Origin of the sequence: Xanthocytophaga flava (genome assembly GCF_030068545.1) — a bacterium.
Taxonomy (GTDB): Bacteria; Bacteroidota; Bacteroidia; order Cytophagales; family 172606-1; genus Xanthocytophaga; species Xanthocytophaga flava.
The window spans coordinates 150,336-162,927 of the sequence record NZ_JASJOR010000007.1; the positions used below are offsets into that span (position 1 = coordinate 150,336).

Genomic DNA, 12,592 nt, shown 5'->3' on the forward strand with positions numbered 1-12,592 from the left:
TCATTTTCGAACAACACCCTGTCCACTTTCGCACGAATTATGAGTATCAATGCCGCAATAAAGCTTACAGACATGGATTTTAGTATTGGTACAAGTATTGAGGTCAGATTTGGTATAATGAGAGTGTCCTGTTATTCTGAAATACATACTTAAACTTCCTTCCCATGTTAAAAAGCTATTTCAAAAGTACACTACGCACTATTACTAAAAGCAAATTGCATTCATTGATCAATATCACAGGCTTATCTGTAGGAATGGCTGTAGCCCTGTTGATCACTTTATGGATCTGGGATGAACTATCCTTTGATACCTATCACGAAAAGTATGATCGTATTGCACAGGTGATAGAAAATAGCACTCATAACAATGAAGTCCACACCTCAAAGGTAATTCCATGGCCACTGGAGGCAGCATTGCGTAAAGACTACCCGAACGACTTTAAATATATTGTTATGTCTTCGTTCACAGATCAGCATGTTTTATCTGCATCTGGTAAAAATGTGTTATTCAGTGGCAATTTCATAGGGGAAGATGCCCCTGAGATGTTATCGCTGAAGATGGAGAAGGGACAAAGAAATGCGTTGCAGGATGCTTCTTCAATACTTATTTCTTCATCAGTTGCCAAAGCATTATTTGGAGATACCGAGCCTGTTAACCAACTGATACAGATGGATAATAAAGCCATTTTCAAAGTGGCTGGGGTATATAAAGACCTGCCAGTAAATACAACTTTTCACAAAGTGGCATTTATGGCGCCCTGGAAATTTTTTGCAGGCAATAAAGATTGGATTGGAAGAGATCCCAACGACTGGAATGACAACTCACTCTTTCTGTATGTACAGCTTTCTGATAACGCAGATAGGCAGAAAGTATCCGAAAAGATCAAAAACACAAAACAACAGAATGGCCCGCCAGATGCAAAGCAGCAGTCAGCTTTGTTTCTTCATCCAATGGACCAATGGCATTTATATTCCAAGTTTGAAAATGGTGTTAACGTTGGGGGAGGTATAGAATATGTGTGGTTATTTGGTATTATAGGCGTATTTGTGTTGCTACTGGCTTGCATCAACTTTATGAACCTAAGCACTGCTCGTAGCGAAAAAAGAGCCAAAGAAGTAGGAGTTCGCAAAGCCATTGGTTCGTTACGTTCACAATTGGTAACGCTGTTTTTCTTTGAATCTGTTTGTATGGCTTTTACCGCATTGGTATTTGCTTTGTTCGTCGTCTTTATCAGTCTTCCTGCTTTCAATGTGCTGGCATCAAAGAAGATTATTATTCCCTGGGACAATCCAGTACTATGGGTATGGGTTATTGGCTTTACCTTGGTAACAGGAGGTCTTTCAGGGATTTATCCCGCATTGTATTTATCCTCTTTTAAACCTGTCAAAGCCTTAAAAGGGACATTTAAGGCGGGTAAGCTGGCAACTACTCCCCGAAAAGTACTGGTGACAGTACAGTTTGCTATATCTGTGTTATTGATTATATGTACAATTGTTGTTTTTAAACAGATACAATTTGCAAAAGACAGATCTGTTGGGTATTCCCGCAATGGCTTGATCAATATAGAAGCTTCAACCGGAGATTTGCATTCTCACTTTGAAGCTCTTAAGGATGAATTGTTGCAGAATGGTGCAATTGTCTCCATGGCAGAATCTTCAAGTCCTACCTATGGCATCAACAATAACCGGGATGATGTAGAGTGGAAAGAAAAAGATCCTTCTCAGAAATATACATTTGGCAGCATACGCACTACTGCCGAGTACGGTAAAACCATAGGCTGGAAAGTGGTACAGGGACGTGACTTTAACCTGCAAATGCCTACTGATTCAGATGCGGTCATCATCAATGAAGCTGCCTTAAAATACATGAACCTTGAAGATCCGATTGGGCATATTCTGCAATTCAGAAAACGATCTAATACTATAATCGGAGTAGTAAAAGATATGGTAATGAGTTCTCCTTATGAACCTGCCAAACCAACGCTGTATTATCTGGGAGGACACGGCTTTGACAATGTTATTATACGAATCAACCCTGCTACAAGTGCACATGAGTCAATGGCAAAGATTGAAAAAGTATGCAAAGCCTATTCACCTGCTGTTCCTTTTAGTTTTAGCTTTGTTGATCAGGAGTATCAGAAAAAGTTTAGTACTGAAGAACGGATAGGCAATCTGGCAACTGTCTTTGCTATACTGGCCATTTTTATTTCCTGTATTGGTTTGTTCGGCATGACCTCATTTATGGCTGAACAAAGAGTAAAAGAGATCGGTGTTCGGAAAGTACTGGGTGCTTCTGTGTTGGATGTATGGGCATTGTTGAGCAAAGAGTTTGTAGTGCTTGTATGTCTCTCATTCCTTATTGCCATGCCCGGTGCTTATTATTTTATGGATACCTGGTTGCAGCATTATACTTACAAAACGGAATTAGCCTGGTGGATCTTTGCAGCTACAGGAATCGGAACTCTACTGATTTCATTAATCACGGTGAGTTTTCAGAGCATCAAGGCTGCGCTAGCTAATCCTGTAAAGAGCCTCCGAACCGAATAGTTCGTAATTGTAGCTGAAATATAGGCTATTCTGAACTTTGAGGAAAAGAAGTTACAAAGAGAGTAATGATGCCTTCAATCGTGGATGGTAGTATAGGTGTGTAGGCAATCTTTTCTCCGCGAGGTTGGCCTTTGGCCTGCGGGGGGAAGGATTGGAGAAAAGTGTCCTTTTTTGCAGCTGGCACACATCCTGGCCCAACAAATTCTCATTTGTTGTCCTTTTTTGGACAAGCAAAAAATGAAGAAGCCACAAGAAGAGTGATGAAAAAGAATCTGAAAAAATAAAGGAAGAGAGATCTTTCAAAAATAAATCAGTGCCTATTCTTGTTAGAAGGATAAGCACTGATTTTGTAAAACAAACTTACATTGAGATGAGGCATGTCTAATTCTTTACCTATATATCTGCTTAATCCCGATAATTCAAAGCAGGCTTGCGATTTCCTACCAGTGGAGTATATTGGAAATTACTTCCTCTGGCTTTTGCAAATTCGTCTTTTGCCTTTTGTAACAGAGCAGGCGTTGTGAACAGATCAATAGCCGTAAGAGCCATTGTTTTGGCTGCTACGATCATCCCCTTAGCTCCAATATCTGTACCACCACAAGCCACCGCCTGCCAGCTGTGCGCAGGAGTGCCCGGCACCCACGTAGCTGTTGATATTCCAATAGTAGGTACGGTCCAGCTCACATCAGCTACATCTGTAGAGCCACCCATGCCTTCTTTATCTTCTGTAAGAGGTTCAACTTTAGCTGCCTGGTCTACAGGAGGAACAGTATAGGTAAATGAGGTTTGCAGCTTTTTGGCAAATTCAACCTCTTTTGCTGTGTAGGCAACACCACCCACAGTGTTCAGATTTTTATACATTACATCAGCCAGCACATTGTTATTCAGCATTTCATATACACCGCCGGTAATTTCGTATTCTACTTTGGTCTCTGTTCCCATGGCGGCTCCATTGGCAGCTTTTACAACCCGTTCAAAAACCTCACGTACTACCTCTCTGTTTGGATGGCGTACATAATAATATACCTCTGCAAAGTCAGGTACTACATTAGGGGCTTTGCCTCCACTGGTAATAACATAGTGGATACGAGTAGCAGACGGAATATGTTCACGCATCATGTTGACCATATTATCCATTGCTTCTACTCCATCCAATGCCGAACGACCTCTTTCCGGAGAAGCCGCTGCATGGGCCGAAAGGCCTGTGAATCTGAATTTGGCAGAGATGTTTGAGAGAGACGAACCCATAGAAACTGCATTGGCAGCTCCCGGATGCCAGTGAATCACCGCATCCACATCAGTAAAGAGACCTGCGCGCACCATATATACTTTACCAGACCCACCTTCTTCGGCAGGTGTACCAAAGACTTTAATCGTCCCTGTAAATTTCTTTTGTTCAATGAGTTGTTTTAACTCAATGCCTGTTGCTACAGAGGCTGTTCCAAACAAATGGTGTCCACATCCGTGACCGGCATTTTTACCTGCAATAGGTTTCTTCTCAGGCACAGAATCCTGAGCCAGTCCGGGTAATGCATCAAATTCAGCCAGAATGCCAATAACAGGTTTGCCACTTCCATAGGTAGCCACAAAGGCTGTAGGGATTTCAGCTACCCCTGCTTCTACTTTAAACCCATTATCTGCAAGGGTCTTCTGTAATAATGCAGAGCTTTCTTTTTCTTTATAGCCTACTTCTGCATACCCCCATATCTGTAAGGCTATTTTCTTATACGCATCATGCTTTGCCTGTATATCCTGAATAGCCTGGCTTTTTAGTTTGCTGTTAGTCCCCGAAGACTTCTGTGCCTGAGTCAGCTGACAGGTGGCCAGCCATACACAAAAAGGAAAAATGAGAGAGTGAAAACGCATGGGAGTTGTATGGTTTGAAAAACGTAATAGATTTCACCACACAAGATATAAAATGAACAATGCCTCAGCAAATACTATTCTGACAGAAAGACAAGATGCCGATTTTAATAGAATAGTACCTGGTCTTTATATGATGTATATTTTGATAAAAAAGCATTTTAGGTAAACTTAGTTACCTATGCCATATATTATAAGCTTTACCGTTATATCATATACTTTACGGGTAGAATTTCCAGATGAAATCTCTTAGGAAGAATTACGTACTTCCAGTGTAGTAGCTAGCTTTACCTTCTGGAATGGAAGGTTCTTCTTTTTCTCTTCAATCAGATCAAACAGAAGTTCGGCGGCTGTCTGACCGATTTCAAAGGCAGGCTGTACTACCGTTGTCAATGGAGGATCTATCAAATGAGCAATTTTTACATTGGTAAAACCAACAAAGGAAAGCTCTTCCGGTATTTTTACCTTCTTGTCTTTTAAAATAGTCAGGCAACTGAGAGCCAGACGGTCACTGGTAGTAAAGAATGCATCCGGGGCAGGGCTTAACGCGAGCAAACGATCCACATTTTCCAGCAGTTCCTCATTTGCGAAACCACAGTGACGGATCAAGGAATCTTCCAGTGGGATATTATATTTTTTAAGGGCAGCTTTATAACCGGCCATTCGTTCCTGGGTAATTGAAAGCCATTCCAGACTAGTCAGTAAAGCAATTCGTTTTCTTCCAGATAGAATCAGGTGTTCGGTTGCTTGAAAGGCTCCATCAAAATTATCGGCAATCACTGTATGTGTATCAATCTGTTCAGAGAAACGATCAAAGAATACAATAGGCATTCCATTGTTATGAGGCTCCTGCAAATGAGACATGTCAGTTGTATACCCTGAAAGCGATATCAGGATGCCATCTACCTTACGGGCGACCATGTGTTGCACATTAACGACTTCCCGCTCATACGATTCCTGACTCTGAAAAATCATCACATGATATCCTCTGTTATAGGCAATTGCCTCAATACCATTAATGGCTTGTGAGAAGAAATTGTTGGCAATTTCAGGTACAATCACACCAATCGCCCGGCTACGGTTTTCCTTTAAACTAAGTGCAATAGGATTTGGTTTGTAGTTCAGTTTCTCTGCATATTCCAATACCAGCCGCTTGGTTTCGGTATTAATTTCATGACTCCCTCTCAGTGCTCTGGACACTGTAGAGGTTGAAAGATTTAAGGCTTTGGCAATATCTTTTATGGTAACTGTCTGCACCTGAATAAATAATTTAAAGGCTATAGGGTGTTAATAGGGCGTCCTGGCTTCTATCTCTGTTGGCAGGTATTCCCAAAGGGATAAAATTACTGTTAAAGGTAGGGTAAACTTTAATAAGTACAAATCTTTATTTATATCTGATAACTGTTCCGACGGGTTTAAGTCTATCCCATCAACCCTATTAGCGCATATCTTACTGAAATTTATTCTGCCGTCGGAAATTTGCAATCGTTATCGGGAACGATTGCGTAAAAAAATAAAATTAATTGTTTGTTTATTTATATCCCCTCTTTTACCATTGATAGACCGAAAGTTTTTTCGTCATCACTACCAGTGATCTGCGCTATCAAAAAAATTCAACTTACATATTTATTTCACAGAGTAACCATTTATGTCTAACAACTCTCTTTTTGATCTTACAGGTAAAATTGCACTGGTAACCGGATGTGACAAGGGAATTGGAAAAGGAATTGCAATTGCGTTAGCAGAGTCAGGAGCTGATATTATTGGAGTATCCCGTTCCATACCGCTGACAGATAGTTCCATTGAGCAGGAAGTGCGTACTCTCGGAAGAAATTTTAAGGCCTATCAGGCTGATTTCTCTGTTCGGGGTTCCGTTTATCAGTTTATCAATCAGGTAAAGGCAGACTTTCCCCAAATAGATATTTTGTTTAATAATGCAGGTACCATTATGCGTCAGCCAGCGGCAGAGCACTCCGATGAATATTGGGACAGAGTACTGGACATCAATCTGGATGCTCAGTTTATCCTGGCTCGAGAACTAGGCAAGGATATGGTAGCCCGTGGAAGTGGGAAGATTGTCTTTACGGCCTCTCTGCTTAGTTTTCAGGGAGGAATCAATGTACCTGGATATGCAGCAAGCAAAGGGGCTATTGCCAGTCTGACGAAAGCCTTGTCAAATGAATGGGCCAGTAAGGGTGTAAATGTAAATGCGATAGCGCCTGGGTATATTGCTACCGATAATACAGAAGCTTTACGCAATGACCCTGTACGCAGCAAATCCATTCTGGATCGCATTCCGGCTGCTCGCTGGGGAGAGATTGAGGACTTTAAAGGACCAGCGGTTTTTATGGCATCCAAAGCTTCAGATTATGTACATGGCACTATCCTTACAGTAGATGGTGGCTGGATGGGAAGATAACAGAGACCAATACTCATTTTTAACAAATCGTACAATCTTACCTTACAAAGGCTTTCCTGAACTCGTATGGAAATAAGACATCAAAATAGTCCCAAAGAAGTAGCTACATTCAATACCCAACAGTTGCGTGACACCTTTCTGATTGAAAAGCTGTTTCAAGCAGATCAGATCAGTTTTGTATATTCTCATTATGACAGAGTAATTGTAGGTGGATCAGCTCCTGTAAACCAAACCCTCTCATTACCCAATCCGGAGGGCTTAAAAGCCAACTTCTTTCTGGAAAGAAGAGAGATAGGCATTATCAATGTAGGAGGCAAAGGGCAAATTATTGTAGACGGGACTTCATATGATGTCAACAAAATGGATTGTGTATATGCAGGCAAAGGCGTCAAATCTGTAGAATTCAAAAGTGCAGAGGTTGGAGATCCTGCAAAGTTTTTCTGGTTGTCTTCTCCGGCACATCAAACCTATCCGACAAAATTATTAACTAAAGAACAAGCTAACCCCACCAACATGGGGGCGGCAGAAACAGCGAATCAACGCACTATTTACAAATACATTCACCTGGATGGCATTCAAAGCTGTCAGTTGGTGATGGGGCTTACGGTACTTCATTCGGGTAGTGTATGGAATACCATGCCGCCACATACACACGACCGTCGTATGGAAGTATACTGTTACTTTGATGTACCCGAAAATCAGCGTGTTTTACACCTGATGGGAGATCCCGCTGAAACACGTCATATCTGGACTGCCAACCATCAGGCACTGATATCACCACCCTGGTCTATTCACTCCGGCTGTGGTACGGCAAGCTACTCATTTATCTGGGGTATGGCAGGAGAAAATCAGGTATTTACAGACATGGATGCAGTACAGGTTTCTGACCTGAGATAAAAATTGTAAGACATAGAATAATCAGAGTGATTCTATAAAGAAACTTTTAACAAGTCCTATATAAATAGGGGTATCAAGTTCACGCAATCAGGGCAGGCATATTGCCTGTTCCTGATTTTCAACTGTCGTTATCTTCTTATGAAAAAATATCTGATTTATACATCAGCCCTCCTGCTGCTTACAGCCTTCTCATTTCTGGACTCCAAACCGAGAATATTTCTGATTGGAGACTCTACCATGGCCAATAAAGCTCCTTCAGATGCTCCTGAAACAGGTTGGGGAATGGTATTTTCTGAGTTCTTTACAACTGATGTAGAAATACAGAATCATGCAGTAAATGGACGCAGTACCAAAAGCTTCCGGACGTTAGGGCACTGGGACAAAGTACACAATCAGTTACAGAAGGGAGACTGGGTATTGATTCAGTTTGGGCACAATGACCAGAAAGTAAGTGATACCTCCCGCTATGCTGCACCTCAGACTGACTACAAGCAAAACCTTATTCGGTATATCAAAGAAACACGAGCAAAAGGAGCTTCACCTATACTACTTACTCCCGTTATGCGCCGTAAGTTTGACGAGAACGGAAACTTTGTAGATCAGCATGGTGACTATCCGGCAGTGGTAAAAGCGGTTGCAAAAGAACTGAATGTCCCCTTAATTGATCTGCATGAAGCCAGCCGTAAGGTAATAGTAAATCATGGAGTAGAGGGGTCAAAGCAGTTGTTTATGCATCTGGAAGGAAAAGTTTATCCAAAATTTCCGGAGAAGAAGATTGATGACACCCATTTTTCAAAATATGGCGCTTCTGTAATGGCTTCTCTGGTCGCAGATGCGATTAAGACACAAAATATTCCACTGGCTTCTTACCTGGAAAAGTTCTCACCTGAAAAATATACGTATGAGTTGCCAGCAGTACAGGAACCTGCATTTCGGAAAGATACTTTCTCTATTGTCACCTATGGAGCCAAAGCAGATGGTATTACACTGAATACAAAGGCTATTGCGGACGCGATAGACGCCTGCAACAAAGCGGGTGGTGGCACGGTACTGATTCCACAAGGCTTATGGGTTACAGGGCCTGTCGTATTAAAAAGCAACATCAACGTGCATCTTGCCAAAGGTGCTATACTACAGTTTTCCTCAGATTTTAATCAATATCCACTGGTACAAACCAACTGGGAAGGCTTACCTGCAGTACGTTGCCAGCAACCCATTTCTGGTACAGATCTGGAGAATATTGCCATTACAGGTACAGGTATCATTGATGGAGCCGGAGATGCCTGGCGACCTGTAAAGAAAAGCAAACTGACAGCCGGACAATGGCAAAAACTGATAACTTCAGGCGGGGTATTATCGGATAATAAAGAAACCTGGTATCCCTCTGAGAAGGCGTATAAAGGATCATTGACACCCAAAGCAGGAGTACTGGAGCCTGGTAAAGAAAAAGATGTCACATCCATCAAAGACTTTTTACGTCCCAATCTGCTGGTACTGACCAATTGCAAACGTGTATTATTAGAGAGTATTACCTTTCAGAACTCTCCGGCGTGGTGTCTGCATCCACTTCTGTGTGAGCATATTACCTTGCGCAATCTCTATGTAAAAAATCCGTGGTATGCGCAGAATGGAGATGGGGTAGATCTGGAATCCTGCAGGAATGGAGTAATTGAAGACTGTACGTTTGATGTAGGGGATGATGGTATCTGTATTAAATCCGGTCGGGATGAAGAAGGTCGCAAACGTGGCGTTCCTACAGAAAACATTAGTATACGTAACTCTACTGTCTATCATGCACATGGTGGCTTTGTGATTGGCAGTGAGATGTCCGGAGGAGCCAGAAACCTGTTTGTATCCAATTGTACTTTCATGGGTACCGATGTCGGACTACGTTTCAAAACTACCCGTGGACGTGGGGGTATTGTAGAGAAGATCTATGTGAAAGACATTCAAATGACCAACATTGCCGGAGAGGCTATCTTATTTGATATGTATTACAGTGCCAAAGATCCTGTACCTCAGCCGGGAGACAAGAATGAGCTGCCTGTGATAGAATCCAAACCTGTCAACGAAGGAACACCTCAGTTCAGAGACTTTTATGTACATCATGTGGTTTGTCAGGGAGCTGAAACGGCTATTATGGTACGGGGTTTGCCTGAAATGAATGTAAAAGATATTCTGATCGAAAATGCGATGATTCAGAGTAAAAAGGGATTGGTGTGTATTGAGGGGAGTCATATTCAGCTAAAAGATATTGTCCTGCTTCCAGAAGAGAAAACGGTTATGCAGATTCAGAATAGCCAGCAGGTAGTGCTGGATAATATCCGTTACCCAGAAAATACAGACCTTCTGGTGAAGGTTACAGGTGATCGCTCCAAAAACATCCGATTGCTGAATACGGATGGAACCAAAGCCAAAAAGGAAATCGAACTCGGCGAAAAAGTATCCTCCAAAGTAATTCAGAAAAAATAAAAGACAGACTTTACACAATCAGATATGTCAGACGCTATTCAGACAAACGTATTTATTAAAGATCAGGACATTGCCTGGGAAGTTGTAGGGCAAGGGGTTAAACGTAAGGTGATGGCCTACAATCAGGATCTTATGATGGTCAAAGTTGCTTTTGAAACAGGAGGCGTGGGTGCATTGCATCATCACTATCATACCCAGATAAGTTATGTAGAAAGTGGAGCCTTCGAAATTACCATTGCCGATGAAAAGCAGGTCCTGAAGAAAGGAGATGTCTATTTTATTCCCCCGGATGTAATACATGGTGCACTCTGTCTGGAAGAGGGTGTACTGGTAGATGTATTTAATCCGCTACGGGAAGACTTTATAAAATAAGTTTAGACAACCTCTAACATAAGCCACTCTTGTTTGTAAAAACAAAGTACAAACCCATAAATGACCTTCTCATGAAAAAACAACTTCTGCTCTGCTATTGCATGCTGGGACTTTTTGTATCGGCAATAGCACAGACGCCCACCTGGTCAGAACGAATGACAGCCAGTATAATGGATGCCAATAAAGATTCTATTTCCTATCCCGGAGGAAGAGCTAACTGGAACTATGAAGAAGGTCTATTCCTGAAAGCTGTCGAAAGAGTGTGGTTCCGTACAGGAGATGCAGCCTACTATCGGTATATCAAGAAAATAATAGATGGGTTTGTGCATGAGGATGGTAGCATCCGGACTTATAAAATGGATGAGTACAACAGTGATCATATTACTCCGGGAAGATCACTATTGATGTTGTATCAGCAAACCGGACAGGAAAAATACAAACTGGCTGCCCAGGTACTTCGTCAACAGCTAAAAAATCAACCACGAACCAAAGAAGGAGGATTCTGGCATAAAAAACGGTATCCATATCAGATGTGGCTGGATGGCTTGTATATGGCTGAGCCTTTCTATGCAGAATATAGCATTTTATTTGATGAGCCTGACAATTTCAATGACATCATCAATCAGTTTGTATGGATGGAACAAAATGCCCGTGATGAGAAAACAGGTTTGTTGTATCATGGATGGGATGAAAGTCGGGGACAGAAATGGGCAGATCCTGCAACTGGAAAGTCGCCTAACTTCTGGAGTCGTGCTATGGGCTGGTATGCTATGGCATTGGTAGATGTACTGGACTACATCCCTGCCAATCATCCACGCCGTAAAGAACTGATTCCTATCCTGGACCGCCTTATGACTGCTGTTATCAAATACCAGGACTCTAAAGAAGGTGGATGGTATCAGGTGACTGATAAACTTACTGGCAAAGGAAACTATATGGAAGCTTCTGGCTCTTGTATGTTTGTCTATGCTCTGGCTAAAGGTGTTCGGATGGGCTATTTGAAAGATTCATTTATGGTTAATGCCCGCAAAGGATATGAAGGCATTCTGAAGAATTTCATTTCTACCGATGACAAAGGCATGATTCACCTGGAGAAGACTGTATCTGTAAGTGGACTAGGTGGAGATCCGTATCGTGATGGAAGCTACGAATACTACCTCAGCGAACGCATACGCAAAGATGATCTGAAAGGTGTTGGCCCTTTTATCATGGCAAGTATCGAGATGGAAATTGCACCAGATCTGTCTGTAGGTAAAGGCAAAACAGTAGCATTGGATTATTATTTCAATAACGAATACCGCAAAACAAAAGAAGGTAAAACTGAACGTTTCCACTATACCTGGGATGATCCCAAAGATTCTGGTTATTCGCTATGGGGTAACATATTCCGGGAGTACGGTAGCCAGACCGTTGCTATACCAGACGCACCTTCTGTGGCTAATCTTAAAAATGTAGATGTCTATATTATTGTAGACCCTGATACACCTAAAGAAACCGCCAATCCCAACTACATTCAGCCTTCGCATGTAAATACGATCAGCTCCTGGGTAAAGAATGGTGGTACGCTGGTACTTCTGGCCAATGATACGGCGAATGTAGAATGGAAACACTTTAATACACTAACCAAAGCTTTTGGAATCGAATTTACAGGCAAAAGCCGCAACATGGTTAAAAACGATGTGTTTGAGCAAGGTAAATTTGATATTCCTGCCAATCACCCCATCTTTAAAGATCCTAAGAAGATTTTTGTCAAAGAGCTTCTGACTTTGTCTGTAAAAGCTCCTGCTAAATCTATCTTGTCAGAAGGAGGAGATGTAGTGATGGCAGTTGCCAATGTGGGAAAAGGGAAAGTCTTCGTATTGGGAGATCCATGGATCTACAATGAATACCTGAATGGCAAACGCCTCCCTATGGAATATGAAAACTTTAAGGCGGCTAAAAATTTATCTGCCTGGCTGTTGTCTGGCAATAGTTCTATAGCTAAAAAATAAGCAGTGCCCTCTGCACATCGTCAAAACAAGAT

At 41.8% G+C, this 12,592-nt stretch carries 8 protein-coding genes; 6 read left to right on the plus strand and 2 right to left on the minus strand.

Going from position 1 to position 12,592, the window contains the following annotated elements; genetic code table 11:
* The first annotated feature begins 164 nt into the window (after positions 1–164).
* Positions 165–2,546 carry an ABC transporter permease gene (locus QNI15_RS12680; RefSeq protein ID WP_314032024.1) on the plus strand — a complete coding sequence of 794 codons (2,382 nt, stop codon included), beginning with the start codon at positions 165–167 and terminating at the stop codon, positions 2,544–2,546.
* Positions 2,547–2,951: 405 nt separating this feature from the next.
* On the opposite strand, the gene QNI15_RS12685 is transcribed toward QNI15_RS12680, so the two are convergent.
* Positions 2,952–4,412, minus strand: a complete 1,461-nt coding sequence (locus QNI15_RS12685) for an amidohydrolase (protein ID WP_314032025.1) — start codon at positions 4,410–4,412, stop codon at positions 2,952–2,954.
* 246 nt (positions 4,413–4,658) lie between these two features.
* Positions 4,659–5,666: a LacI family DNA-binding transcriptional regulator gene (locus QNI15_RS12690; RefSeq protein ID WP_313977435.1), complete on the minus strand. Its 1,008-nt coding sequence runs from the start codon at positions 5,664–5,666 to the stop codon at positions 4,659–4,661.
* A gap of 391 nt (positions 5,667–6,057) precedes the next feature.
* On the opposite strand from QNI15_RS12690, the gene QNI15_RS12695 reads away from it, so the two are divergent.
* The 5 genes from QNI15_RS12695 (at position 6,058) to QNI15_RS12715 (ending at position 12,560) form a co-directional block, all read left to right on the plus strand.
* Positions 6,058–6,828 carry an SDR family oxidoreductase gene (locus QNI15_RS12695; RefSeq protein ID WP_313999692.1) on the plus strand — a complete coding sequence of 257 codons (771 nt, stop codon included), beginning with the start codon at positions 6,058–6,060 and terminating at the stop codon, positions 6,826–6,828.
* Between the two features lie 66 nt (positions 6,829–6,894).
* Positions 6,895–7,725, plus strand: coding sequence for a 5-dehydro-4-deoxy-D-glucuronate isomerase (gene kduI / locus QNI15_RS12700; protein ID WP_314032026.1), 831 nt, complete (start codon positions 6,895–6,897; stop codon positions 7,723–7,725).
* Between the two features lie 138 nt (positions 7,726–7,863).
* On the plus strand, positions 7,864–10,197 hold the full coding sequence (locus QNI15_RS12705) for a glycosyl hydrolase family 28 protein (RefSeq protein WP_314032027.1): 2,334 nt from the start codon (positions 7,864–7,866) through the stop codon (positions 10,195–10,197).
* 24 nt (positions 10,198–10,221) lie between these two features.
* Positions 10,222–10,569 (plus strand): cupin domain-containing protein, encoded by a 348-nt coding sequence (locus QNI15_RS12710; protein WP_313999698.1) that lies wholly within the window; start codon positions 10,222–10,224, stop codon positions 10,567–10,569.
* Between the two features lie 71 nt (positions 10,570–10,640).
* The gene (locus QNI15_RS12715; RefSeq protein WP_314032028.1) at positions 10,641–12,560 is read left to right on the plus strand and encodes a glycoside hydrolase family 88 protein; all 1,920 of its coding nucleotides are present in this window, start codon (positions 10,641–10,643) and stop codon (positions 12,558–12,560) included.
* Positions 12,561–12,592: the final 32 nt, after the last annotated feature.

What these genes read in the sequence shown, in the direction of transcription:
- QNI15_RS12705 (WP_314032027.1), top strand. Translation starts at nt 7,864, where the DNA reads ATGAAAAAATATCTGATTTATACATCAGCCCTCCTGCTGCTTACAGCC.
- QNI15_RS12685 (WP_314032025.1), bottom strand. Translation starts at nt 4,412, where the DNA reads ATGCGTTTTCACTCTCTCATTTTTCCTTTTTGTGTATGGCTGGCCACC.
- QNI15_RS12680 (WP_314032024.1), top strand. Translation starts at nt 165, where the DNA reads ATGTTAAAAAGCTATTTCAAAAGTACACTACGCACTATTACTAAAAGC.
- kduI (WP_314032026.1), top strand. Translation starts at nt 6,895, where the DNA reads ATGGAAATAAGACATCAAAATAGTCCCAAAGAAGTAGCTACATTCAAT.
- QNI15_RS12695 (WP_313999692.1), top strand. Translation starts at nt 6,058, where the DNA reads ATGTCTAACAACTCTCTTTTTGATCTTACAGGTAAAATTGCACTGGTA.
- QNI15_RS12710 (WP_313999698.1), top strand. Translation starts at nt 10,222, where the DNA reads ATGTCAGACGCTATTCAGACAAACGTATTTATTAAAGATCAGGACATT.
- QNI15_RS12715 (WP_314032028.1), top strand. Translation starts at nt 10,641, where the DNA reads ATGAAAAAACAACTTCTGCTCTGCTATTGCATGCTGGGACTTTTTGTA.